The organism is Marivita sp. S0852 (assembly GCF_046591575.1).
Classification (GTDB): Bacteria; Pseudomonadota; Alphaproteobacteria; order Rhodobacterales; family Rhodobacteraceae; genus Marivita.
In genome coordinates, this window is record NZ_JBIQWA010000003.1 from 395,859 (window position 1) to 419,181 (window position 23,323).

Genomic DNA, 23,323 nt, shown 5'->3' on the forward strand with positions numbered 1-23,323 from the left:
GCCGCGCGCCCCTTGCGTTCCGCCGGAAGATGATCGTAGGCTTGAAAAAAGGTTTAGCTCTAAACCAGTTTTCTCGGGGAGAGGCGGATATGGCGGCACGCAAAACCACGTCCAAGGCGGCAAAGAAACCAAATGTGTCTACCGAGGATTTGACGAGATATTACAAAGACATGTTGTTGATCCGCCGCTTCGAAGAGAAAGCCGGACAGCTTTATGGAATGGGGCTGATCGGGGGGTTTTGCCACCTGTATATCGGCCAGGAAGCCGTTGTTGTCGGGCTGGAGGCCGCCGCCAGCGACGGTGACAAGCGCATCACGTCCTATCGCGATCACGGGCATATGCTGGCCTGTGGCATGGACCCCAATGGCGTGATGGCCGAACTGACGGGCCGCGAAGGGGGCTATTCCAAGGGCAAGGGCGGCTCTATGCACATGTTCTCGAAAGAGAAGGATTTTTACGGCGGCCACGGGATTGTCGGCGCGCAGGTTCCGATCGGGGCCGGATTGGCCTTTGCCGACAAGTATAAAGGCACCGATCGCGTGACCTTTACCTATTTCGGCGACGGGGCCGCCAATCAGGGCCAGGTTTACGAGACATTCAACATGGCCGCGCTTTGGGAATTGCCGGTGGTGTTTGTGATTGAAAACAACCAGTACGCCATGGGAACGGCGATGCAACGGTCAACCTCGACGCCGGATTTGCACACCCGCGGGGCGGCGTTTGGCATCCCCGGAGAGGCGGTGGACGGGATGGATGTGCTGGCTGTGAAAGCCGCGGGCGACAAGGCCGTGGCCCACTGCCGGGCCGGGAACGGGCCCTATATTCTTGAAGTCAAAACATACCGCTATCGCGGGCATTCGATGTCGGACCCGGCCAAATACCGCACCCGCGAAGAGGTACAGAAAATGCGCGAGGAACGGGACGCCATCGACCATGTCCGCGAGATGCTTCTGACCGGAAACCACGCCACGGAAGACGACCTCAAGACCATCGACAAAGAGATCAAGGCCATCGTCAACGCCAGCGCCGATTTCGCGCGCGAAAGTCCGGAACCCGCGCTGGACGAATTGTGGACGGATATCTACGCAGAGGAGGCCGTGTGATGGCGACAGAAGTTCTCATGCCCGCGCTTTCGCCCACGATGGAAGAAGGCACGTTGTCCAAATGGCTGGTCAAGGAAGGCGATACCGTCAGCGCCGGTGACATCATGGCCGAGATCGAAACCGACAAGGCCACCATGGAATTCGAAGCGGTGGATGAAGGTATTGTTGGCAAGATCCTGATTGCCGAAGGCACCGAAGCGGTGCCTGTGAACACGCCGATTGCCGTGCTGATCGAAGACGGCGAAAGCGTGGACGACGCGACACCCTCTGCCCCCTCCCAACAGCTGGCCCCGGCCGATAAGGCGCAAAGCTCGGAAGATCAGCCCGCCGCAGGGCTTGACCATCCCACTCCGCTCAAGGCGGTTGCCAAAGCCGAAGCCCCCTGGCCGGATGGCACAAAGACCAAACAGATGACCGTCCGCGAAGCCTTGCGTGACGCAATGGCCGAAGAAATGCGCCGGGATGAAGACGTGTTTCTCATGGGTGAAGAGGTGGGCGAATACCAGGGGGCCTACAAGATCAGTCAGGGTCTGCTGGACGAGTTTGGCGCGCGCCGGGTGATGGACACACCGATCACAGAACATGGCTTTACCGGCATTGCCGTTGGGGCCGCCTTTGGCGGGCTGCGTCCGATTGTTGAGTTCATGACGTTTAACTTCGCCATGCAGGCCATTGATCAGATTATCAATTCCGCGGCCAAAACGCTTTATATGTCGGGCGGCCAGATGGGGGCACCGATGGTGTTTCGCGGGCCAAACGGGGCGGCCGCGCGCGTGGGTGCGCAGCACAGCCAAGATTACGCGGCGTGGTATGCGCATATTCCGGGGCTGAAGGTGGTGATGCCCTATTCGGCCTCGGACGCCAAAGGCTTGCTCAAGACCGCCATCCGCGATCCGAACCCGATCATCTTTCTGGAAAACGAAATCCTCTATGGCAAGTCCTTTGATGTGCCGCTGATCGACGACTACACCGTGCCCTTTGGCAAAGCCCGCGTGTGGCGCGAAGGCGCGGATGTGACCATCGTCAGCTTTGGCATCGGTATGACCTATGCGCTGGACGCGGCTGAAAAGCTGGCGTCCGACGGTATCGAGGCCGAGGTGATCGACCTGCGCACCCTGCGGCCCATCGACTATGACACGGTGCTGGCGTCAGTGCAGAAAACCAATCGCTGCATCACGGTCGAGGAAGGCTGGCCGGTTGGAGCGATTGGCAACCATCTGTCCTCGGTCATCATGGAGCGTGCGTTTGACTATCTGGATGCGCCGGTGCTGAACCTGACGGGCAAGGACGTGCCCATGCCGTATGCGGCGAATCTGGAGAAACACGCGCTGGTGACCACCGCCGAAGTGATCGAGGCGGCAAAGAAGGTCTGCTACCGATGAACAAATATCTCTTGGGTTTCACTTTTTGCATATTGGCTCCGAGCCTCTATGCAGATCCACCTCGGTATCCGGTAGAAAAGTACTGCAAAAGTGTGGCCGACATTAGTGGAGGCAGCGCGATGATCTTCAATGGCTGCATCGAAATGGAACAAAGTTCCTACAACGTTTTGAAGACGAACTGGGATCGATACGCAGCTCAATCACGCAGTTATTGCGCTGAAGTGGCACAGTTTAGTGGCGGATCTTATTCGATTCTAGAAGGTTGCATCGAAATGGAAGAAGGCGCGCGTGGCAACACGAGCACCTTCCAATATTGAGGACCGAAGATATGCCGATCAATATTCTGATGCCCGCCTTAAGCCCAACGATGGAAGACGGCACATTGGCGAAATGGCTTGTGAAGGAAGGCGATGCCGTGTCCTCGGGCGACATCCTTGCCGAGATCGAAACTGACAAGGCCACGATGGAGTTCGAAGCGGTCGATGAAGGTGTGATCGGCAAGATCCTTGTGGCCGAAGGTACCGAAGGCGTGAAGGTCAACGATCCCATCGCGGTCTTGCTGGAAGACGGCGAAAGCGCCGAAGATATCGGCAGCGCCCCCGAACCGGCCCCAGTAGCGAAGGCCGCACCCGAAGCCGCGCCCCCTGTCCCGGACCCTGCCGCTGCGGCCCCGATTGCCAAATCCGGGGATCGCATTTTTGCCTCACCGCTGGCGCGCCGCATTGCCGCCGACAAGGGGATTGATCTGGCCCAGATCACCGGCTCTGGCCCCAGAGGCCGGATCATCAAGGCCGATGTCGAAGGCGTTTCCGCACAAGACGCCCCAATGGCCAGCGCAGCCGCAGCCGCCACACCGGCACCGGCTGCTGCCGCGCCGGTGGCGCAGGCCGATCCGAATGCAATCGCCAAGATCTACGCAGATCGCAGCTATTCCGAAGTGGCACTGGACGGCATGCGCAAGACCATCGCCGCGCGGCTGACCGAGGCGAAACAATCCATCCCGCATTTCTACCTGCGCCGGTCGGTGCAAATCGACGATCTTTTGGCGTTCCGATCGCAGATCAACACACAGCTTGAGCCACGCAAGGTGAAGCTGAGCGTGAACGACTTTATCATCAAGGCCTGCGCCAATGCCTTGCAACAGGTTCCAGAAGCGAACGCGGTGTGGGCGGGGGATCGTATCTTGCAACTTGATCCATCAGACGTGGCTGTGGCCGTCGCCATCGAAGGGGGCTTGTTCACACCGGTGCTGAAAGACGCGCATCAAAAGTCGCTCTCTGCGCTGTCTGCGGAAATGAAGGATCTGGCCGGCCGCGCGCGGGATCGCAAACTTGCCCCGCATGAATATCAGGGCGGCAGTTTTGCGATTTCAAACCTTGGGATGTTCGGGATTGAGAACTTTGATGCTGTCATCAACCCACCCCACGGAGCCATCCTTGCGGTTGGGGCCGGGCAGAAGAAACCTGTGGTCGGGGATGATGGCGCAGTGACCGTGGCTACGATGATGTCCATGACGCTGTCAGTCGATCACCGCGTCATTGACGGGGCCTTGGGGGCAAACTTGCTGCAAGCGATTGTGGATAATCTGGAAAATCCGATGGCGATGCTGGCCTGACGCCACCGGGTGCGGTCTGACTTGCCCCTGGTCATCCCGTGGGCGTTCGCAGACACCCCAGGAACGACCCCGCGCCAGGCTTATCCGCTGGAGTGCAGGATCTGATCCATGCTCATCGACGGCTGGTCGCAGCCGGCTTCGCCGACAATCCGCGCAGGTACTCCGGCAACCGTTTTGCATGGCGGCACTTCGGCCAGCACAACAGACCCGGCCGCCACGCGCGAACAATTGCCCACACGGATATTGCCCAGAACCTTGGCCCCCGCGCCAATCAGCACGCCGTTGCCGATCTTGGGATGGCGATCTTCCTCTTCCTTGCCGGTCCCGCCCAAAGTGACGGAATGCAGCATCGACACGTTGTCCCCTACAACAGCCGTTTCGCCGATCACGATGGAATGGGCATGGTCAATCATGATGCCCTTGCCGATGCGGGCCGCCGGGTGAATATCCACGCCGAACGCCTCAGAGCAGCGCATTTGCACGAAATACGACAGATCCTGCCGCCCCTGCCGCCACAGCCAGTTGCCAACGCGATAACATTGAATTGCCTGAAAGCCCTTGAAAAACAACAAAGGTTGCAAAAACCGATGGCAGGCCGGGTCACGCTCGTACACTGCCATGATGTCCGCCCGGGCCGACATCGCCAGATTGGGATCAGATTCGAACGCCTCGTCACAGATTTCGCGCAGGATTTGCTCGGTCATCTCGCCATTGGCAAGCTTGAGCGAGATGCGATAGCTCAGTGCGCGCTCCAGACTTGCGTGGTGCAAGACCGAATAATGGATCAAACCACCCAAAAGCGGCTCTTTCGCGACCGCCTCGTCGGCTTCTTTGACGATCCGGGCCCAAACCGGGTCCACAGATGCAAGTTTCGCGCGGGTCTCTGCCATGCTGTCTGTCTCCTTTAACGGGATGTTTATACCAGATAAATTGGACAGGGAAAAACGCAAAGCTGTGATAAGGTGGATCAGCAGCATGGATGAAGCAGATATAGCGGCCTTTCGATCTTTGATCCTGTCACGGCGAGAGGAACTGGCCCGCGAAGACGCCCTTGGACGCGACGGTCAGTCCACCGTTTCGCTGGACCAACAGGCCATTGGCAGGCTGTCGCGCCAGGATGCGTTGCTCAACCAGTCCATGGCCAAAGCGACGCAAGCCAGACGCGATGCACAGCGCAGCGCCTTACAGGCCGCACTTGGCCGGATCGACAGCGGTCTCTTTGGTTACTGCGACGATTGCGGAGACCCGATTGCCCGCAAACGATTGCAGCTTGATCCAACCGCCTTGCGGTGTATCAGCTGTGCATCCGGCTGACCCAATGATGCCTCGAGTCCCGACAAAACGCAGATCCAGGCATCAAGGCTATTCGCGCTCTGAAACCCGACGTCTCCGTGCAGCCCGTATCGGCGGGCCGCTGACATCAAGCTGCCATCGCCCCAGTCGGGATGTATCCCGCCATGATCGTGCCGATACTGATTGGCCTGCCGCGCCTGCCCGATAAGGTCAGCCACAAAACACATGCGCCGTGCAGGCGGCTGCCCGGCCACACAGGCAACAGCCGCAAGGACATCGTTGTAAATCACCGGGATCATGACGCGATACTCACGCGCGCGGCAGGACCCGGACCGTAGCGGGCCGATATCTGGGCCACATCAATATGACCGCCCGCGCCAAACCCATCCTGCATCTGCATTTCGGACGGGTAGAGCCATGTGCTGGTCTCAACTTCGACAGTCCGCACACGCCGCCCGTCTGCCGCCGTGACCTGAACAAGATAGGCCTCCCGGTCTTCGCCAAGGGGGATCTCGCTCAAATCCCATGTATCGGCATCACTGCGCCCCCGCCGCACCCAACTGACCGTCAGATCGTCGTCGGTCCACTCCGACCGCATATGCACAGGACGGTACGGGCGCAGCCCCACTCCGCCAAAGGTCCGGTCCAGATGACGATAGGCGGCATGATCAATCGACGACCGCGCCGGGCCAATCCGGAAATGGCGGGTCTGATTGCGCAAGGCCGATGCAAAATCAATCTGCTGCGGCGTGCCGTCCATCAACACAAAATACGCACCCGCCTCCAATACAGGCGGAATAACGCCATCCGTTCCCTGCTGACCGCGCAGCAAATGCGTCAAGCGCCATGTGTTCGCTTCTATTAGTTGCGCATCGCGAAACTGGATAAGCTCCCACGCGCCGGGTTCCCCATTTCCGATCGCCGCAAGGTTTGCGCCGCCCAACAGGCCGGCCTCCCCGACCGAAGACAACACGCCACTGGTCAGCCGCACCTCAAGCGCATGTCCATAATCCACCAGCCCCGCCGGGGCCGGTCTAATGTCGTTCATCGTGACCCCGATGGTCGCCGCACTCGGAACCACAGTGTTCAGCTCATAGCCGGCATCTTCGGCGGCATCATAGACGGCAACATCCCCCGGCCACGGATCGGCTGTGACCGCGATAAAGGGCGCATGCGGCACCTCGTCACCGCGCATCAAGGGCAGATCAAGGAACAACGGCAATACCGGTCCGTTCGCCACAAACCGGTGCGACGGCGTCGGATCATCGGGAAAGTCCGCCGGCTGATAAACTGCGGGCTCTATGCGCACCGCCTCCACCAGCTGATGCGAGGTCAGCTCGACACGATCAATCCGCGCGGTCAAATCCCCCTGGGCCCCCGCCAACGCCACCACGTCACCCGCCCCCAAATTGTCGTTTGACAATGGCAAGGCAAACCGCACCGTATCTCTTGAAACACGGGCCTCGGCCAACCACCGCTCCACGGCCTGCCGTCCTTCGGGACGCGTCAGAAGCAGCGGCACTTCGCTTTCGGCCACCGCATGCGTTTCTTCATCCGGCAGAACGGATTCTTCGGCAATGTTTCGATAATCGCCGTTCGCTTCAACAAAGTTCAGGCGCACCCGGCCCGACATCTCTGCCGCCGAGCTGCGCGCATGCGTCACTTCGGACCCCAGTTCATCATGCAGGGCAAGCGCATCGCGACCCAACGCGGTTATCCCCGCCGAGCTGCGATTGCGAAACACAAGCTGGCCGTCGCGTTCAATCGCATCAAAGCCGTACGCCATCATCAACGGTTGCAACGCACGGCGCGCATCGGCCACATCGGGGGCCAGATATCCGCGCACAAACCCATGCAAATCGCTCACATCATAGGCCGTGAGACTGGATCTTTCGCAGATTTCCGACACCACCGACGCCAGCGTGCGCCCAGACACCCGACCATTCAGCCAATGCCCGCGCCGGTAATTTGGCCCGTCTGACCACATTTCATCAACATTGGGAAACCACGGGTAAGGCCGCGCATCCCACGCCCAGACAAACACCCGGTCCATATCAATCATCGGTGCATTGTAGACGGTCGAAACCGGATTATTGTCGGGATCGGTCCAATAGCGTGTCAACGCCCGCAGGTATTGCCTCTGGATCAACTCGTCACGCAGACCGTTTGAATACGCAGGTAGCGTGCTCTCCGACGATTTAGGATCAAGGAATTTATTCGGCTCATTGGTTGCTTTATCGACAGCGGCACAGCCGATTTCGGTAAACCAGATCGGCTTTGATTGCGGCACCCAGTCCGTCGCCGTCGCCTGTCTGACACCGCCGATCCGATTATGATGCGGCTGCGACCACCAATTCAAAATATCCTTGTAGCGATAAACCCAAGGCTCCCCATACGCGCCATCGGTGATCGCCATACGGTCTTGCACATCCCGCGCCTCTTGCGATGGATAATACCAATCATATCCTTCACCGCCCGCGACATTGGCTTCAAGGTAGTCAAGATTGTAAATCGACCCCCAATCCGCATCCGCATGCGCGTCACCCTCGCGCCAATCGGACAACCGCATGTAATTATCAATGCCAATAAAATCGATATTTGCGTCCGCCCAAAGCGGGTCGAGGTGAAAATACACATCACCGCTGTCATCCGCCGGATGATAGCCGAAATACTCTGACCAATCCGCCGCATACCCGATCTTGACGTCGGCCCCAAGAATGGCACGACATTCCGCGGCCAGCTGTTTCAAAGCATCGACCGCCGGAAATCCCGACGCCCCTCGCAGCTGGGTCAGGCTGCGCATCTCAGAACCAATGCAAAACGCCGTAACACCCCCGGCCAACGCGCAAAGATAAGCCTGATGCAAGATAAAGCGCCGATAGCCCCAGTCATTCGGCCCAGAATAAACCACCGCACCGTCTTCCAGCGCAAAGTCCTGCACCCCGACCGTTCCAAAGAACGCCGCCACCTCATCGTCAATGACAGAGGTGCCCGTCACATCGCCGGTTTGTCCCGGCGCAACCGACGCGGTGATCCGCCCCCGCCAGGGCAATTTCGGTTGCTCTCCCCCGCCGGACCAGGGATCAGGCAACCCGTTACCCGGCATCTGCTCCATCAAAATGAACGGGTAATAAACCACGTCCAACCCGTTGGCGCGCATTTCGGCAATGGCCTGAACCACCGAGGCATCGCAGGGCGTGCCGCCATAGACAGGCCGACCCTCGTCTTCGGGCACCCGCCCTGCGTCTGTGCGGACCAGACCGCTCACAGACCACGGCATCTCCGGGCTGTCGAGGCTATTTTGCTCAACCTTGGGCGCAATCCGGCACGCACCGCAGCGCAGATCATCGCCAAACCAGCTCACAACCAAAGACACAGCTCCGCAATCGGGCATTTCATCCTGCAAATGCTTGAGCGATGTTGTGAAATCCGGTCTGTCCGACGGGCTGTTCACATTGACCACCTGCGACCGCCCGCCCCCTGAATCAAGGCTCACCGGCTCGGTCGCCAATGAATACTCTCCGGTGCCGGGGATCATCGCCACCGCGCGCAGATTGAACGGCACATCCTCGGCATCGTCCTGCACAGGGCGTGTGACTTCGAAACTGAATTGCGGAACCCGATTGCCAAACCGCCCCAGATCCAGATCTTCCAGAACCACGTAAGCCGTCCCGCGATAGGCCGGAACCGCACCGATCCCTTCAACCGCCTCCATCTTGGAATCAACCGGCTGATCATAGCTTCCCGGATAAACCCGCATGGTGACATCGTGAATCGAAATTTCCGCACCATCCGCCCAGATGCGGTTCACGCTTGTGATCTCTCCTTCACACAGCGCCAAAGCCAGGCTCACCGAATAGCTGTATTCCTTGACCGTCGGACGCCGCGACGCCCCTTTGCCGCCACCCCCTGATTTCGACACGGTTTCTTCAAACTGCGTCGCCCAGATAAGATGCCCCCCAACGCGCATGCGCCCATAGACCTGCGCAATCGGTTGCCCCTCACCCGCAGTGCTCAGCCGCAACCGGTCCAGCCGCCCGGTTTCAATCGTTTGCCCACCAGCCCCCAGAATACGCTGGTCAATGGCGCGCCCCAACGTCGCCCCGGCAAACCGCCCGACAGCCGTCATCGAAAGCCCAAGCACCGAACCGCCAAGGCTGCTACCCAGCGCAGCCCCGGCGGCAGAAAGAACCAAAGTCGCCATACGCCCTACTCTTCTTGTTCAAATGGAAAGGCAAACCGCGCCACGATGCGCCGTCGCCAGGGAAATCCAAGCGCTGTCTCGACCACCCCGTGACCGCGATAGGCATGGACAAACGCGGCATCAGCCCCGATCCGGGACTGAACGCCAACATGCTTTGCCACCGCCCGATCCCGCATCCGGAACAGAATGACATCGCCGACATCTTCGTCATCGACATCTTTGCCAATCAGCGCGTCCGCCAAAGCCGCCCACAGCACCTCGTCCCTCTGCGGCTCCGACCAGTCGAGGGAATAGGCCGGGATATCACCCGGCTCTTCGCCGAAAAGATGTCGCCAGATGCCACGCAACACCCCAAGACAATCCGTCCCTGCCCCTCTGACACTTGCCTGATGAACATAAGGTGTCCCAATCCAGGAGCGGGCCACCGTCACAACCTCGGCCCCCGTCACCGCAACGACCCTCCGTCACGCGCGCGGGCCAGTGTTGGGTGAACCAACATCCATTCTTCCTGGGGAATATCCGGAAAGCCCTGAAAATTGACCAGATTGTCGAATTTTGCCCGGCATGTCTCAAACCGCTTGTCACAGCCTGCAACCAATTCGACCTGCGTTCCCACGTCCAATGGGGCCCGCAACGGTTCCCAAAACTCGACCTGTCGTGTGCCGTCCGCCAATACCACATCCCGCTTCAAAACGGCCCACAGCCCAACCGCTTCTCCGTCCAGCACGTTCAACCGCCCCCGCTGAAACCACCCCGCCTCAAACGCGCCGGACACCGACAGCACGACGCCCCCGGTCTCCGTCACCTCTGACACTGTCGCCCGGGCCTTCATCCCCGGCGCGTCCAGATCCACACTGCACGCCCTGTCGCCCAGAACCGCCGAACACGGGGCCTGAAACACCCGCCCCACCGGACGGTTCAAAACTTCCGTCAATCCGCGCAGCTCGGCCGAAAACCCCCCGCCAGACCGCGTGATCTCGCCCAGAGATCCGCGAAACAACACCTTGCGCGCCCCGACATCGGCCCAGTTCACCAACCAGGCCGTCACCTCCGCCCCGTCAAAGCGCCCCGCCGCGATATCCGCCTCCGTCACCGACGCATCGCTCAGCGCGCCAATCGCTTCCGAATTATCAACCGCCAGCCCTGTTCCCTGCTGCAACGCGGCCGCCGACATCCCGGTATCGGCGCGAAACGTCAGATCGTCAAAGGCCAGATCAAGATCATGATCCGTAAATCCAAACCGCCGCCCATCTTTGCGACGCACCTCCCAACACCGCGCAACCGTTGTCAGCCCCGTGGCCAAATGCGCGCTCAGCGCCTCAGACCCCGCCATCAGACCCGCACCTCGATCACCGGCACATCCGGCACATCACCGGCCTGAAAAGTCGCCGCAGACGTGTGAATGCGATCCGTGTCAAACCGCACCGGCACATCAAATTCAAATCCGGCAGTAACAACCACACCCACCAAAGGCTCGGCAAAAATCGTGACACGTCCCGTCAACGTATCCACCTCGAAATCGTCACCCTCGATTTGCTCCACCCCGTCCAAAGCCACCCGCACGCTGCCCGCAACCGGCTTGACCACAGGCCGCGCATAGGCCGCCTCTCCCGACGCGTAGGCCTTCACCACAGGAAACACAGACGCGACACCATCGCCGATGCCGATCACCTGATCCGCCGCTGACACCGCTTCAGATGGCTTGCACGACTTGAAATCCGACCAGTCTTTCCATCGAAACCCGTACATCTGCCCGCGCCGCGCCTCGAAAAAGGCGATCAGCGCGTCAATGTCGTCCATCGACCGCAAGCCAATTCCGGCATCATAGCGCCTGCGCGAATGCGCCCAGGGCGTGTTACGTTCCTCGAACCCGCTCGCCAGCGTCACCACATCCGTGCGTCGCTCAGGTCCGCCAATGGACCCAAAGCTCAACGCCGTCGGAAACCGCACCTCATGAAACTGCATGAAAAAAAACTCCTCAAAGGTTGCGCTGACCTGCGCCAATCACCCGGCCCATCTGCGCCGCGATCTGGCTCTGTGACCGCCGGAACCCCTGCACATCCGGGGTCGAGATGTTCATGACCACATTCACAGGTCGCCCCCCGCCGCCCGCACGCACACCCAGCTTGCCATCCGGCCCGCGCGCCAGCGGCATGATCGCCTCCGGCCCCGCTTCGCCCATCAGGCCCATACCCCCGCGCATTGGAAAGGTGGTCGGCCCGCTCACCACTCCGCCATCCGCAAACGGCATCACCCGGCCCTGACTAAAGCTTCCGCCATTGGCAAAGGGCAGCAAGTTGCTGATCCCCGACATCACCATCCCGCTCAAATGCTCTTTCACCGGGTTGACCGCCGACCGATAGCTCTGCGACATCATCGACTTGGCAATCCCCCCCAGCGCATCCGACAGCTTCATCCCGTCAAACACCACACCATCAATCGCCCGACTTAACCCCCGGCTCAACGCGCCCTCCAGCTTCGCGGCCCCCTTGCCGGTCTGCACCAGCGACTCCCGAACCTTCGTCATTTCACTTTGAAAGCCGCCCGCAATTCCGGTCGCCCCGACCAGCGCCTCACTCAACGCATCTACCTGCGCCTCGAACCCGTCCAACGCCTCAATCTCGATCATCACCCGTCCCTTTCGTCCTGTCCGGATACGCCGCCATCAGCGCATCCAGCCCGTCCCGCCGCATCGGGGATGCGCCGCTGTCCTTGCCAATCAGCAAGTGCAGCTCTGCCGGGGTCAGTGCCCAAAAATCGTCAGGCGTCAGCCCCAGTCCGCGCATCCCCGCGCGCATCAAGCCCGGCCAGTCAAAGCGGCTCACGCCTCACCCACCGGCGTGAACGCCCGCGCCAGCAACTCCGCCGCCACCTTCGCGGCCCCCAAAGGCCCGCCCTCGATCTCGGCCGCCAACAAATCCCGCGCCGTGCCCTGCCAGCCCCCACCGCGCAAGCCCGCCACGACCAAAGCCATCACATCCCGGCTCGAGCAGGCCGCGCTTTCAAACCGCGCCACAAGATCGACCAAAGACGCCTCACCCAGCCCGACCTCCAACTCGGCCAACGCCCCCAGCGTCAGCCGCAACACACGCGGCTCTCCGTCGATCACCAACGTCACCTCTCCACGCCAGGGGTTCGCCATCGCTTACACCGCCGCCGTAAAGGTCACGGCCCCGGCCGACGCCAAAGACAGCTCATACGTCGCCTCACCATTATGCGACCCGGCATATTCCAGCCCCGTCACCTGAAACGGCGCTTCGACAATCCCGAAATCCGGAATGATCACCTGAAACCCCGGCGTTTCACTGTCGAAGAAAATCTGCCGCGCCCGCGCATCGGTGGCAGCGTCCTTGAACACACCGGCCCCCGAAATCCCGACGCTGCGCACGCCAGCCCCCGCCAGCAATTCACGCCATCCACCTTCGCTCTCCAATGAGGTTACATCCACCGTTTCCGCATTGAAACTCACCCGCGTCGCCCGCAAACCTGCCAAGGTTTCAAACGTACCGCTGCCATCCACATCGACCTTGATCAAAAGATCTTTCCCGTTCTGAGCACCCATCGCCCACACTCCTGTCTAAAAAACCTGCGACACGCCTCAGCCGTCGTCTTCCACCCGCGCCCGAAAGATCAGATCGACCCGCCGTCGCCCTGCCTTTTCCCGCTGCGCCTGCGCCCGCTTGAAGTTCAGCGCCACCAATCGCCCGCGCTCCAACGCCATGTCTGCGTCGATCAACGCGTCACACACCGCCGCCGAAACTTCTTTGGCCCCCTGAAACCCCGCGTCATCCGAGATCACCGACACCGCGAATTCATGCCACGCCCCGCGCCCGGTCTTGTCACTCGCGTCCAAAGCCTTCTCGGGCCCAAGCGCGATATAAAGATCCGGCAACCGCCCCTTGGGCACCGCGTCGTAAATCCGGTTGCCCACCAGATCCCCAACACCCGCATCGTCGCGCAGCACCTGATACACCCCGGCCTGCAACGCTGCCGCCACAGCGTAACTCATGTCGCCACCTCCTCGTCACAGATGCACATCAGAAACCGCGCCTCCGGGTCCGCCTCCGTGACCGAGTTGATCCGAAACACCCGTTCGCCATTCCGAAACCGCTGCTCGGGCAAAGGCCGCGCCGAATGCCCGACCGGATGCGCCCGCACCACAATCCGAAACCCGGTCACAGACACCTGCCCCGTCTCGCCAACACTCTCGCGTCCGGTCCGGGGCCGCACCTCACCCCAAAGCGTCCCCAACGCCTCCCAGGTCTCGTGCTGCCCACCCGCCCCATCCGGCACAGCAACCAACCGCTCCAGCACCAGCTTTGATGTCAAACGGCAGCTCATGCGCCGAACCCCAGCCGCACAGGACGATACCGTGCAATCAGGCTGCTCACCCCGAAGGGCATGCACCCGGCACTCAACGCCGTCTCGTCCCGGTATTCGTAGTAATGCGCTGCCAAAAGCATCACCGCCTGCGCCAGATCAGCCGGCAAATCCCCAAACGCCACCGCCATCCCGGCTGTGAACCGCACCTCAACACTGCCGTACTGCGGCACCGGCGGCAAAACCGTTCCAACCGGGCGCAGTGAAGGCGCTTCGGAATCCACCGCCAACATATACCGGTCCGACGGCACAACTGTGCCCGCCCCAAAACGATCCACCAGCGTCACTTGGCTGACCGCACCCACCGGTGCAATCGGCAACACCTGCCCGGTCACATCCCGCCACCGCTGCAAGCTGCACAAAAAGTCCCGCACAATCAGCGCCTTGCCCGTCCGCGCCTCAACCGCTGCAATCGCCGCCCGCAGAAATCCCTCCAGCAGGTCGTCCTGCAAACTGTCCTCCGTAAACCCGCTGCCCAGCCGCAGATGGTCGCGCAACCGTGCCACGGGCAAAGCCGCGTCCGGTATCTGGCTTTCTTCAATCAAATACATCTCATGTTCCCCGCAAACCTGTCCCGTGTTCCTCGGTCAGAGGAAGGGTCGGACGCGCGCCACCGCCGTTGCTCGGACGGAGGAGAGCGGCTAGACAACGCCAGTCACCGGCGCGCGCCCCATGGGAAGGACAGCCCGCAAACTGCCCCGCCCATCTCCGCCATCAGCCCTTAGGCCGTGGCGAAGCGCAGCAGCTTGATCGCCGCAAAATCGCTCACATCGCCGCCCACACGCTTTGTCGCGTAAAACAGCACATGCGGCTTGGCGCTGAACGGATCACGCAACACGCGCAGGTCCGGGCGTTCGGCAATGGTGTAGCCCGCGCCAAAATCCCCAAAGGCAATCGCGTCCTCAGCCGTGCCAATGTCCGGCATGTCCTCGGCAATCAGCACCGGATAGCCCAGCAACCGCGCAGGCTCACCACTGGTAAAGCCGTCTGACCAAAGATGGCGCCCATCCGCATCCTTCAGCTTGCGCAGCGCGCCAGCGGTCTTGGAATTCATCACAAACGTCGCATTGGCCCGGTATTCAGCCCCCAGCGCATAGACCAGCTCGATCAGCGCATCCCCGTTGCCGATGCCCCCGTCAACACCCGTCGGCACATAACCAAGATTGCCCCAGACCCAGACATCGTTATCGACCGCCGGATGGTTCAGAATGCCACGCGGCTTGTCTTGGCCATCGCCTGTGATAAACGCCCCCGCCTCGGCCCGCGCGAATGTGTCCGCGATACGGCCCGCCAGCCAGGTCTCAATGTCAAACGCCGTATCATCCAGCAGACGCTGAGACGCCTTCGGCATCGCACTCAACTCGTGCAGCTTGATCGAAATGCGATCAATCGTCGGCGTCCCTGTCTCGGTGCGCGCGGAAATCTCATCCGCCCAACCGGCCCCGCCATTGCCCTGATCAATCAGCACGTCATAGCTCGACGCCTCGACATTCACGACAGACGCAACCGCCCGGATCGACGCGCTCGACGACAGCACACCCTGAATGGTCTCCGATGTTACAGGGTCTACCAGAAACCCACCATCGCCATTCACCGTGGTCGACATGGATTTCACATCCAGTTCCAGCCCACGCAAACCATCATCATCCCCGGTGCGCAGATAGGCATCGAACGCCTCAAAATGCACATCCGTCTGGGCCACACCGCCCGCCAAAGCCGGTCGCCCGGTCACTGCTGTTTTTCGATCAAGCATCGTCATCCGCTCTTCCTGTTCCTGTAGCTTTCGATTGAAGTCGTTCCGCTGGCGGCGCACATCGCCGACCAACCCTGCCAGCGCGGCCCCCACCTGGGTGAACGGAGACACATCTTCCCCGATCCGCGACTCTGTCCCGGTCTCACTCATCCACATTTTCCCGTGTTAAAAGTGGCCCTTAGCCGTCCACCAATGTCCGGCGCGCATCCTCGATCATGCACGCCACTTCCCGCAGCCCGGCCACCTCGGGGTCTTCCCCCTTGGCCGCCACCCGCGCACTGGGCAGCATCGGGAACGTCACCAGCGACACCTCCCAAAGCTCCAGTTCCGTCAGAACCCTGCGGCCCTGCTTGTCCTTTGTCGCGGCCTTCGTGCGATAGCCGATCGACAACCCGTCAATCGCGCCTGCCGCCACCAGTGCCGCCGCCTCGCGGCCCTTCTCGACGCTGTCCAGAATACGGCCCTTCACATAAAGCCCGGTCGCATCCTCGCGCACCTCGTCCCAGACCCCGATGGGCTGCGCCGGATCATGCTGCCACAGCATCTTAACCGCACGCCCACTCTCGGCCAATCGCTTCAACGACGCACCATAAGCGCCTGACAACACAACATCATTGCCCTGATCACACTGCCCGAACCGCGACGCGTAGCCTTCGATCACACAGCCATCCGCAACCGTTACATCCGCCTCAAACGAACAAAACTTCCGTTCCAAATCCATCCCAATCTCCCTCATGGCGTCACCTGAACAAACTTCAAAAAGAAATCCGCCAAAACCGCTGCCGCCACGCCATACACCGCCAACCAGACCCGCTTTTCCAACCGCTCGATCATCACCTCGATCCGGTCCAGCCGCGATGAGATCCCCTCGAAGCGCAACTGCGTCACCCGCTCATGCGCCTCCAACTTCAGCCCCGGCGCACAGTCAAACGCTTCAAAACCGACACGTCCCTCACTCATCGCTGGCCACCGGCAATCCCAACAACGCCCGCTTCTCCGCATCCGTCAAAAATGACGCCCCAGACACCCGCGCCCACTGCGCATCCCGCTCTGTCGCCAGTGCAGGCACCTGATCCAAGTCGGGCTTCAGAACCAAATCCTGCCCCACATGCCCCGACAACCACACCGACACCGCCGCCGACACCCGCGTCACCAGGGGCAACACCGTCAGCCGGTAAAACGCCCGATGCGCCTCGGCATAATTGGCAAAGGTCGCCTCACCCGGGATGCCCAGCAACATCGGCGGCACCCCGAACGCCACCGCAATCTCGCGCGCCGCCGCTTCCTTGGTCTTCTGGAACTCCATGTCCGAGGGCGAAAACCCCATCGGCTTCCAGTCCAACCCACCTTCCAGCAACATCGGACGCCCCGCATTCCGCGCGCCCATATGATGCGACTCGATCTCATCGACCAAACGGTCGTATTGATCCGTGCCCATGCCCGACACACCATCCGTTCCACGATACACAATCGCCCCAGACGGCCGCGCCGCATTGTCCAGCAACCCCTTCGACCAGCGACTGGCGGCGTTATGCACATCCAAAGCCTGCGCCGCCGCCACCATCGGGCTCAGCCCATAATGATCGTCCTGCGGATGAAACGCCTTCACATGACAAATCGGTGCCGCCCCGTCGCCCATCGCAAACCGATGCGCCTTGCCACCGACCCCGTACTCATAAGCCACAGGCCAGCCATCCGGCCCCGGCACCAGCTTCATCCGGTCCGACCGCAGCACATGCAGCTCAGACGGCGCACCGTCCCCAACAGCCTCGAAATACCCATCGCCAGACAACAAGAGCTGCCCGTAAAACGCCTCGAACAGTTCCGCCTGCCCCTGCGCCGGGTTCGGACGCCGCAACAGGTCCAGCACCGGATGCACCTCATAACGCCGCTCCGCGTCCTGCAACACCAACGGCACCGCCGCCGACGCCTCCGCAATCAACTTGACCGCGCGAAACCCCACCGGATTCCCGGTGAACCCGGTCCGCGTCAAAGACACGGTGTCCCGCGCCGACCATGCCACGCGCCCCATGTTCTGCCAGGACACAAGCGGCCCGGTCGCACTCGCCTTGGCCTCGGCCACACCTTCGTCCTTACGTTCCCGTCGAAAGACATTCCAAACCATGCCAAGCGCTCCTCGCATCTCTCTATTTCCAGCGCGGTTGAACAGGTCTCTCGAACCCGCCCAACCGCGCCGCGCCAAAGACCCAAGCCCCCAAAGGCCCCCGGCTTCCCCAGACACAGCATCCCCACGCACAGTCCCCGCCATTGCGGCTGTGCTCCCAAATGCTGATCTGTTTCCAATCCCTTGCGCGTCCCCGTCCCGCGCCTCATTCCGTCGATGAAACCAACCTACCCATCAAAGGTTAACGTGGGTTAAGTACACCGCACGGTCATCGCACCAGCGTACGCACACGCGGCTGACGCCACTCCGCCGCCCGCGCAATCACCAGATCCGTCAACGCCCAAACCAGCGCATCCACACGGTCCGGCGATCCCGTTCCCTGAAAGCCCGCGCGCGTCATCTGCCCCATCTCGTCCTCCAACGCATCAAACACACCGAGATGCGCCACGCGCCCCTGCTCGTACAAAGCCGCCACAGGCTCCGCCCGCGCGCCCTTGGATTTCGACGCATGCACCCGGATCACCGGCACCATCGGATCAACCTGCCGCAACACGGTCTCCACCATGTCACCGCCCTGGTTGACCTCGGCCACCACCGCCTGCGCGCCCCAGCGCTCTGCCGCCGTGATCGCCCGCCGCGCCCACACAAGCGGCGATACCCCCTGCACCGACGCATCCTCCAACACAACCGCCCGCCAATCCTGAGGCGGCCCGTCCGTCACCACTCCGGCAACGACAATCCCACAGGCATCCGACCGCTTGGTCGATCCGGCAGGCGGATCAACCGCCACGACAATCCGGTCAAACTCCGGCACAGCCTCGCAGCGCGACCGCTCCAAAATCTCCAACGGCCAAAGCGCCCCCTCCACCTCGTCCAGCAAATCGCCATCCAATTCCTGCCGCGCCAGCCGCGACCCGGCAAACCGCGCCCGTACCTCGTCCAAAAACGATGAAGCCAAATACGCCGCATTCGCCTCGGTCGGCGCGCGCGTCACAACCGTGGACGGCGCGGCCAGCACATCCTTCAAAACGCCCACATTGCGCGGCGTTGTCGTCACGCACACGCGCGGATCATCCCCAAGGCGCAAGGTAAACTGCAACATATCCCACGCCTCTTGCGCGCGCCTCCACTTGGCCAATTCATCCACCCAGGCCCCATCAAACTGCGGCCCGCGCAATGTCTCCGGGTTATGCGCCGAGCACACCTGCGCCACCGCGCCATTCGGCCACTCAAGCCGCTTGCGCGTCGCCTGCCACTCCGGCATCCGGTCCGGCGGCGAACAGGCCATGATCCCGCTATCGCCGAAAATCATCACTTCCCGCACCTGCTCGATGGTCTCACCGACCAACGCAATGCGCCGACAACGCCCCGCATCCATCGGGCGCGCGCCTTCCACCTGCGCGCGCACCCATTCGGCACCGGCGCGGGTTTTCCCCGCGCCGCGCCCACCAAGGCAGACCCAATTGCGCCAGTCCCCCTCAGGGGGCAGCTGATGCGGATGGGCCCAGAACTAGAACAGATACGGCAACGCCAAAAGCGCCCCCGGCACCTGCTCCAACTCACTCAGAAATGCGTCCTTCACGGCAGCATCTGCGGAGGCGATCCAATCGGCACCCGACAACATCGCGCGCCGCATCAAGGTCGAGCCCGTAGCTTCCGCTGATCCGTGCAGTTTCCCTGCGGTGTCGAACAATGTTCACCTCCGTTTCCTTGGCGTGTTTCAACCAGGTCCGCAAATCGGTCAAAGCCTTGCCAGCCTCCCCCGAATGGCCCAACTCCCCGGCCTCCACCGTTTCCCGCAGGCGCGCAACCATCTCCCGAATGGCCCGCAATTCCTGCGCTATGGCAGCGCGCTCTGCCTCAAGCGCATTACCGTCTTCATCCGCAGTTATGAGTATCACCCAGTCCCCGCCTCCTGTACTGAATGGATCTCCGTCCATTGACGCACCGGCAGGCCACGAAACATGTCGCAGTCTGTAGATGCCTAGCAGGCACGGAACAATTGACTGCAAAATCGGTAAAACAACCCTAATGCACCGCCCGCAGCCTTAACATCCGGGCAAGGGCTCGGCATTTGCGGCACAACATCCATGAGCCAGCCACAAAATAGAGTGATTCATCTTTCTGAAACCACATCGCGCCGTGCTTAAAAGACACCCTTGCGCAACAGGTTCAGCCCCAAAAGCAAGAACACATACAGCAAAACCCGCCGGAACCGCGCGTTCGACAAGCGCGCCCTGACCCGCGCGCCCATGGCAAACCCCAGCAATGTGGGCACGATCAAAAACACCGACATCATGGCAAGCTCGGCTGTCAGCAAACCTTCCATGACGTAGCCCGCCGACAGCGGCAACGATCCGATAAAAATCAGCATCCCCGTCGCACGCACAAATTCGTCCTTCGGCACCCGCCGTGCGGCCAGGTAGATCACTTGCGGCGGCCCCCAAACCCCTGAAAGGCCACCCAAAAGACCCGAAATGCCCCCGAACACAACCTGCCCCGCACGATCAAACCGATCCGGCAAGGCCGGGGCATCAAACCTCAGATTGACAATCGAAAACGCAACGATCGACACCCCAAGCGCCAGAAAAATCACCCGGTCCGACACCTCCGCCGCCATCGAAACAGTCGCAAAAATACTGACGGCAAGCACAGCGGCAAACACCCAATAGCGCCGCAAGGCCGGACCAATGTCACCCGCCTGCCAGACCTGCCACGCGTTCGAAACCACCATAGGCGCAAGCGTCAAAGCAATCGCCACCCGAGGCTCCACCGTCAATGTCAGCAAACTGATCGCAGCGGTCGGCAATCCAATACCAACCAATCCCTTGATCGTTCCTGCCAGACCGAAAACCACCGCGCTCAGGGCAAAAAGCTCGATCAGGCTCATACCCCTCCCTCACGAATCACAGCGTTCAATTGTCCCGCTGCGCCTCCAGCGCCCGATACGCCGCCACGTTTTCGTTATGCTCGGCCAAGGTTACCGCAAAGTTATGCCCGTCCGCCGGGTTCAGCGTTTTGGCCACAAAGAAGATATACGGCGTCTCATCCGGGTTCAGCGCGGCCTCAATGCTCGCCCGCCCCGGGTTGGCAATCGGTGTGGGCGGCAAGCCGTTGATCACATAGGTGTTCCACGGCGTCTCTCGCCGCAATTCGCTCTGCCGCAATCCGCGCCCCAAAACACCCTCGCCACGGGTGATGCCGTAGATCACGGTCGGGTCGGTCTGCAGCCGCATCCCTTGCCGCAATCGGTTGGTAAACACACTGGATACCAGAAACCGCTCATCCGCCGTGCCGGTTTCCTTTTCGATGATCGACGCAAGGATCAGTGCCTGCTCGGGGCTTTCCAACGGCAATCCGTCCTGCCTGTCCGCCCAGGCTTCGGCCAGAATCTGATCCTGCGCCGCTGCCATCCGCGCAATCAGGGCGCTCCGCTGCTCGCCTGGACTCACCTCGTAGCTGTCTGGGGCCAGAGACCCTTCGGCCGGTACCTCCGCCACGTCACCCTCAAGAATATCAATCTGCCCAAGCTCTTCGACGATTTGCCAGCTGGTCACACCCTCCGCCAGGGCAACGCGATACCGCGTATCGGCTTCGGATTTGACCAGCGTATAGGCCTCCGGTGCCTCGGCCTCCGCCGGATCAAACGCCACCAGTTCCTCAAACCGCCCGGTCGCCGGATCAAGCTCGCGCACCTGAACCGTCGCGCGGGTCACTCCGATCCGGTACACCACTTCGGTCCCACAGGTGCTCGCCCCTCCCCGGGTCACGATATCGACAATCTCCGACATCGACGCACCTTCCGGCACAAGAAACGATCCCGCTTTCAGATCGCCGGTCTTGCCCGCATACTCTGCTCCGATCCGCAAGAGCGCGGCACTGGACACCGCCCCATCCTCGGCCAGCGTTTCAGACACCCGCCGAAAGTTGCTGCCCCGATCAACCTGCACACAGATCGGCTGCGTCAACGGCCCTTCTGAGACATATTGGTTTTGCCCCCAGATCAGTACGCCGCCGAACAGGAACACCAAAACAACCAGAAATGTCAGTGCGTTAGACGCAATGTGTCGCCACATGAGTTAGCCGTCCATCCGCCCGAAAACAACGCTTGCGTTGGTCCCGCCAAAGCCAAACGAATTCGACAACGCGTATTTGATCTCGCGCGCGCGTTTTGCGTTCGGTGCCAGATCGACCTCCGTTTCCACCGCCACATTGTCCAGGTTGATCGTCGGCGGTGCCACCTGATCGCGGATCGCGAGAATCGAGAAAATTGCCTCGATCGCCCCCGCCGCGCCAAGCAAATGCCCTGTCGCGGACTTGGTCGACGACATCGTCACCTTGGACGCGGCCTCCCCCATCATACGTTCAACCGCCCCCAATTCGATCACATCCGCCATGGTCGACGTGCCATGCGCGTTGATGTAATCCACATCCGCCGGGGAAATCCCGGCATGGTTCAACGCCGCCCGCATCGACCGCTCGCCGCCTTCACCATCCTCAGAAGGCGCAGTGATGTGATACGCATCGCCAGACAGCCCATAGCCGCAAACCTCGGCATAAATCTTCGCACCCCGCGCCTTGGCGTGGTCATACTCCTCCAATACGACAACACCGGCCCCTTCGCCCATCACGAACCCGTCCCGATCCGCATCATAGGGCCGACTCGCCGCCCTAGGATCATCGCCGCGTTTCGTTGACAAAGCCTTACACGCGTTGAAACCGGCAATCCCGATCTCGGAAATCGCGGCCTCTGCCCCACCTGCGATCATCACATCCGCATCGCCAAACATGATCAGCCGCGACGCATCCCCAATTGCATGCGCGCCGGTCGAACAGGCGGTGACAACCGAATGGTTCGGCCCCTTGAAGCCGTATTTGATCGACACATTGCCTGAAATCAGGTTGATCAACGCGCCCGGAATAAAGAACGGCGACACCCGCCGCGGCCCTTTATCGCGGATCAAAAGCGCTGTTTCGGCTATTGAATTCAGCCCGCCAATCCCCGATCCGATCATCACACCGGTGCGCAACCGGCTCTCTTCATCCTCGGGCATCCAATCGGCATCGCGCACCGCCTGATGCGCCGCCGCAAGGCCGAACTGGATGAACTCATCCACCTTCCGCTGCTCTTTCTTGTCCAGATAGCTGTCGGGATTAAACGTGCCATCCGATCCATCGCCATAGGGCACTTCGCAGGCATACGTCGTCGCCAGATGGCTCGCGTCGAATTTGGTGATCGTCCCGGCCCCGGACTGACCCTCCAGAATACGGCTCCAGCTGGCCTCTACCCCATCCGCCAGAGGTGTCACCAATCCCAAGCCTGTCACAACTACTCGACGCATGTTGTCGCCTTTCCCTCAATTCGTCTTTTTTGCTCATACCGCGTTCGCGCGCGCCGGGGCAAGAGCACAGCCGCCCGTCCGCAGACTTCTTCTTTTCACAAATATGTCGGGGGTCTGGGGGCTGGC

General features: G+C 61.2%; 26 protein-coding genes. 5 read left to right on the forward strand and 21 right to left on the reverse strand.

The features are described 5' to 3' along the window. Positions 1-89: 89 nt before the first annotated feature. From pdhA to ACG74X_RS08385, 4 genes are read left to right on the forward strand one after another with little or no spacing between them, the layout of a single operon-like run. Positions 90-1,103 carry a pyruvate dehydrogenase (acetyl-transferring) E1 component subunit alpha gene (pdhA, locus tag ACG74X_RS08370; RefSeq protein WP_411233932.1) on the forward strand — a complete coding sequence of 338 codons (1,014 nt, stop codon included), beginning with the start codon at positions 90-92 and terminating at the stop codon, positions 1,101-1,103. Then, the gene (locus ACG74X_RS08375; RefSeq protein ID WP_411233933.1) at positions 1,103-2,485 is read left to right on the forward strand and encodes a pyruvate dehydrogenase complex E1 component subunit beta; all 1,383 of its coding nucleotides are present in this window, start codon (positions 1,103-1,105) and stop codon (positions 2,483-2,485) included. The genes pdhA and ACG74X_RS08375 overlap by 1 nt, the downstream gene beginning before the upstream one ends. After that, the gene (locus tag ACG74X_RS08380; protein WP_411233935.1) at positions 2,482-2,802 is read left to right on the forward strand and encodes a hypothetical protein; all 321 of its coding nucleotides are present in this window, start codon (positions 2,482-2,484) and stop codon (positions 2,800-2,802) included. Before ACG74X_RS08375 ends, ACG74X_RS08380 begins: the two co-directional genes overlap by 4 nt. An 11-nt stretch (positions 2,803-2,813) precedes the next feature. Continuing rightward, positions 2,814-4,100, forward strand: coding sequence for a pyruvate dehydrogenase complex dihydrolipoamide acetyltransferase (locus tag ACG74X_RS08385; RefSeq protein ID WP_411233937.1), 1,287 nt, complete (start codon positions 2,814-2,816; stop codon positions 4,098-4,100). 80 nt (positions 4,101-4,180) lie between these two features. Here the strand turns inward: ACG74X_RS08385 and cysE are convergent, their stop codons facing one another. Continuing rightward, the gene (gene cysE, locus ACG74X_RS08390) at positions 4,181-4,990 is read right to left on the reverse strand and encodes a serine O-acetyltransferase (RefSeq protein WP_411233939.1); all 810 of its coding nucleotides are present in this window, start codon (positions 4,988-4,990) and stop codon (positions 4,181-4,183) included. An 85-nt stretch (positions 4,991-5,075) separates the two neighbouring features. Between cysE and ACG74X_RS08395 the strand changes: the two genes are divergently transcribed. Continuing rightward, positions 5,076-5,414 (forward strand): TraR/DksA family transcriptional regulator, encoded by a 339-nt coding sequence (locus ACG74X_RS08395; protein WP_411233941.1) that lies wholly within the window; start codon positions 5,076-5,078, stop codon positions 5,412-5,414. A gap of 274 nt (positions 5,415-5,688) precedes the next feature. On the opposite strand, the gene ACG74X_RS08400 is transcribed toward ACG74X_RS08395, so the two are convergent. The 20 genes from ACG74X_RS08400 to fabF form a co-directional block, all read right to left on the reverse strand. Further along, the gene (locus ACG74X_RS08400) at positions 5,689-9,597 is read right to left on the reverse strand and encodes a glycoside hydrolase/phage tail family protein (RefSeq protein WP_411233943.1); all 3,909 of its coding nucleotides are present in this window, start codon (positions 9,595-9,597) and stop codon (positions 5,689-5,691) included. Between the two features lie 5 nt (positions 9,598-9,602). Continuing rightward, on the reverse strand, positions 9,603-10,046 hold the full coding sequence (locus ACG74X_RS08405) for a peptidase (RefSeq protein ID WP_411233945.1): 444 nt from the start codon (positions 10,044-10,046) through the stop codon (positions 9,603-9,605). Next, positions 10,043-10,930, reverse strand: coding sequence for a DUF2163 domain-containing protein (locus tag ACG74X_RS08410; RefSeq protein ID WP_411233946.1), 888 nt, complete (start codon positions 10,928-10,930; stop codon positions 10,043-10,045). The genes ACG74X_RS08405 and ACG74X_RS08410 overlap by 4 nt, the downstream gene beginning before the upstream one ends. Continuing rightward, the gene (locus ACG74X_RS08415) at positions 10,930-11,562 is read right to left on the reverse strand and encodes a TIGR02217 family protein (RefSeq protein WP_411233948.1); all 633 of its coding nucleotides are present in this window, start codon (positions 11,560-11,562) and stop codon (positions 10,930-10,932) included. Before ACG74X_RS08415 ends, ACG74X_RS08410 begins: the two co-directional genes overlap by 1 nt. A gap of 13 nt (positions 11,563-11,575) precedes the next feature. After that, the gene (locus tag ACG74X_RS08420) at positions 11,576-12,226 is read right to left on the reverse strand and encodes a phage tail tape measure protein (RefSeq protein ID WP_411233950.1); all 651 of its coding nucleotides are present in this window, start codon (positions 12,224-12,226) and stop codon (positions 11,576-11,578) included. Next, the gene (locus ACG74X_RS08425; protein WP_411233952.1) at positions 12,213-12,422 is read right to left on the reverse strand and encodes a rcc01693 family protein; all 210 of its coding nucleotides are present in this window, start codon (positions 12,420-12,422) and stop codon (positions 12,213-12,215) included. Before ACG74X_RS08425 ends, ACG74X_RS08420 begins: the two co-directional genes overlap by 14 nt. Continuing rightward, positions 12,419-12,739 carry a gene transfer agent family protein gene (locus ACG74X_RS08430; protein ID WP_411233954.1) on the reverse strand — a complete coding sequence of 107 codons (321 nt, stop codon included), beginning with the start codon at positions 12,737-12,739 and terminating at the stop codon, positions 12,419-12,421. The genes ACG74X_RS08425 and ACG74X_RS08430 overlap by 4 nt, the downstream gene beginning before the upstream one ends. 3 nt (positions 12,740-12,742) lie before the next feature. Continuing rightward, entirely contained in the window at positions 12,743-13,159 is a 417-nt protein-coding gene (locus ACG74X_RS08435) for a phage major tail protein, TP901-1 family (protein ID WP_411233956.1), read from the reverse strand. 36 nt (positions 13,160-13,195) lie between these two features. Further along, a complete protein-coding gene (locus tag ACG74X_RS08440) occupies positions 13,196-13,606 on the reverse strand; it encodes a DUF3168 domain-containing protein (protein ID WP_411233957.1) in 411 nt (136 codons plus the stop codon). Further along, on the reverse strand, positions 13,603-13,938 hold the full coding sequence (locus ACG74X_RS08445; RefSeq protein ID WP_411233958.1) for a head-tail adaptor protein: 336 nt from the start codon (positions 13,936-13,938) through the stop codon (positions 13,603-13,605). The genes ACG74X_RS08440 and ACG74X_RS08445 overlap by 4 nt, the downstream gene beginning before the upstream one ends. Beyond that, positions 13,935-14,528, reverse strand: coding sequence for a head-tail connector protein (locus tag ACG74X_RS08450; RefSeq protein WP_411233960.1), 594 nt, complete (start codon positions 14,526-14,528; stop codon positions 13,935-13,937). The genes ACG74X_RS08445 and ACG74X_RS08450 overlap by 4 nt, the downstream gene beginning before the upstream one ends. Positions 14,529-14,698: 170 nt before the next feature. Beyond that, positions 14,699-15,880, reverse strand: a complete 1,182-nt coding sequence (locus ACG74X_RS08455) for a phage major capsid protein (protein ID WP_411233961.1) — start codon at positions 15,878-15,880, stop codon at positions 14,699-14,701. Positions 15,881-15,908: 28 nt separating this feature from the next. Continuing rightward, on the reverse strand, positions 15,909-16,451 hold the full coding sequence (locus tag ACG74X_RS08460) for an HK97 family phage prohead protease (protein ID WP_411233963.1): 543 nt from the start codon (positions 16,449-16,451) through the stop codon (positions 15,909-15,911). 11 nt (positions 16,452-16,462) lie between these two features. Next, a complete protein-coding gene (locus ACG74X_RS08465) occupies positions 16,463-16,690 on the reverse strand; it encodes a hypothetical protein (protein WP_411233965.1) in 228 nt (75 codons plus the stop codon). Beyond that, complete coding sequence (locus ACG74X_RS08470) at positions 16,683-17,855, reverse strand: phage portal protein (RefSeq protein WP_411234210.1); 1,173 nt, start codon at positions 17,853-17,855, stop codon at positions 16,683-16,685. The genes ACG74X_RS08465 and ACG74X_RS08470 overlap by 8 nt, the downstream gene beginning before the upstream one ends. Before the next feature lie 268 nt (positions 17,856-18,123). Further along, entirely contained in the window at positions 18,124-19,344 is a 1,221-nt protein-coding gene (locus ACG74X_RS08475; RefSeq protein WP_411234211.1) for a DNA-packaging protein, read from the reverse strand. A gap of 21 nt (positions 19,345-19,365) precedes the next feature. Continuing rightward, complete coding sequence (locus ACG74X_RS08480; protein ID WP_411233967.1) at positions 19,366-19,548, reverse strand: hypothetical protein; 183 nt, start codon at positions 19,546-19,548, stop codon at positions 19,366-19,368. A 453-nt stretch (positions 19,549-20,001) separates the two neighbouring features. Next, positions 20,002-20,745: a sulfite exporter TauE/SafE family protein gene (locus tag ACG74X_RS08485; RefSeq protein WP_411233969.1), complete on the reverse strand. Its 744-nt coding sequence runs from the start codon at positions 20,743-20,745 to the stop codon at positions 20,002-20,004. A 25-nt stretch (positions 20,746-20,770) separates the two neighbouring features. Next, on the reverse strand, positions 20,771-21,931 hold the full coding sequence (gene mltG / locus ACG74X_RS08490; RefSeq protein ID WP_411233970.1) for an endolytic transglycosylase MltG: 1,161 nt from the start codon (positions 21,929-21,931) through the stop codon (positions 20,771-20,773). Between the two features lie 3 nt (positions 21,932-21,934). Beyond that, on the reverse strand, positions 21,935-23,197 hold the full coding sequence (fabF, locus tag ACG74X_RS08495; RefSeq protein WP_411233972.1) for a beta-ketoacyl-ACP synthase II: 1,263 nt from the start codon (positions 23,195-23,197) through the stop codon (positions 21,935-21,937). Between the last annotated feature and the right edge of the window lie 126 nt (positions 23,198-23,323).

Bases quoted from the DNA above. Each gene is read 5' to 3' on its own strand.
- pdhA (WP_411233932.1), top strand. From the start codon at position 90: ATGGCGGCACGCAAAACCACGTCCAAGGCGGCAAAGAAACCAAATGTG.
- ACG74X_RS08375 (WP_411233933.1), top strand. From the start codon at position 1,103: ATGGCGACAGAAGTTCTCATGCCCGCGCTTTCGCCCACGATGGAAGAA.
- ACG74X_RS08380 (WP_411233935.1), top strand. From the start codon at position 2,482: ATGAACAAATATCTCTTGGGTTTCACTTTTTGCATATTGGCTCCGAGC.
- ACG74X_RS08385 (WP_411233937.1), top strand. From the start codon at position 2,814: ATGCCGATCAATATTCTGATGCCCGCCTTAAGCCCAACGATGGAAGAC.
- cysE (WP_411233939.1), bottom strand. From the start codon at position 4,990: ATGGCAGAGACCCGCGCGAAACTTGCATCTGTGGACCCGGTTTGGGCC.
- ACG74X_RS08395 (WP_411233941.1), top strand. From the start codon at position 5,076: ATGGATGAAGCAGATATAGCGGCCTTTCGATCTTTGATCCTGTCACGG.
- ACG74X_RS08400 (WP_411233943.1), bottom strand. From the start codon at position 9,597: ATGGCGACTTTGGTTCTTTCTGCCGCCGGGGCTGCGCTGGGTAGCAGC.
- ACG74X_RS08410 (WP_411233946.1), bottom strand. From the start codon at position 10,930: ATGGCGGGGTCTGAGGCGCTGAGCGCGCATTTGGCCACGGGGCTGACA.
- ACG74X_RS08415 (WP_411233948.1), bottom strand. From the start codon at position 11,562: ATGCAGTTTCATGAGGTGCGGTTTCCGACGGCGTTGAGCTTTGGGTCC.
- ACG74X_RS08420 (WP_411233950.1), bottom strand. From the start codon at position 12,226: ATGATCGAGATTGAGGCGTTGGACGGGTTCGAGGCGCAGGTAGATGCG.
- ACG74X_RS08430 (WP_411233954.1), bottom strand. From the start codon at position 12,739: ATGGCGAACCCCTGGCGTGGAGAGGTGACGTTGGTGATCGACGGAGAG.
- ACG74X_RS08435 (WP_411233956.1), bottom strand. From the start codon at position 13,159: ATGGGTGCTCAGAACGGGAAAGATCTTTTGATCAAGGTCGATGTGGAT.
- ACG74X_RS08440 (WP_411233957.1), bottom strand. From the start codon at position 13,606: ATGAGTTACGCTGTGGCGGCAGCGTTGCAGGCCGGGGTGTATCAGGTG.
- ACG74X_RS08445 (WP_411233958.1), bottom strand. From the start codon at position 13,938: ATGAGCTGCCGTTTGACATCAAAGCTGGTGCTGGAGCGGTTGGTTGCT.
- ACG74X_RS08450 (WP_411233960.1), bottom strand. From the start codon at position 14,528: ATGTATTTGATTGAAGAAAGCCAGATACCGGACGCGGCTTTGCCCGTG.
- ACG74X_RS08455 (WP_411233961.1), bottom strand. From the start codon at position 15,880: ATGAGTGAGACCGGGACAGAGTCGCGGATCGGGGAAGATGTGTCTCCG.
- ACG74X_RS08460 (WP_411233963.1), bottom strand. From the start codon at position 16,451: ATGGATTTGGAACGGAAGTTTTGTTCGTTTGAGGCGGATGTAACGGTT.
- ACG74X_RS08465 (WP_411233965.1), bottom strand. From the start codon at position 16,690: ATGAGTGAGGGACGTGTCGGTTTTGAAGCGTTTGACTGTGCGCCGGGG.
- ACG74X_RS08470 (WP_411234210.1), bottom strand. From the start codon at position 17,855: ATGGTTTGGAATGTCTTTCGACGGGAACGTAAGGACGAAGGTGTGGCC.
- ACG74X_RS08485 (WP_411233969.1), bottom strand. From the start codon at position 20,745: ATGAGCCTGATCGAGCTTTTTGCCCTGAGCGCGGTGGTTTTCGGTCTG.
- mltG (WP_411233970.1), bottom strand. From the start codon at position 21,931: ATGTGGCGACACATTGCGTCTAACGCACTGACATTTCTGGTTGTTTTG.
- fabF (WP_411233972.1), bottom strand. From the start codon at position 23,197: ATGCGTCGAGTAGTTGTGACAGGCTTGGGATTGGTGACACCTCTGGCG.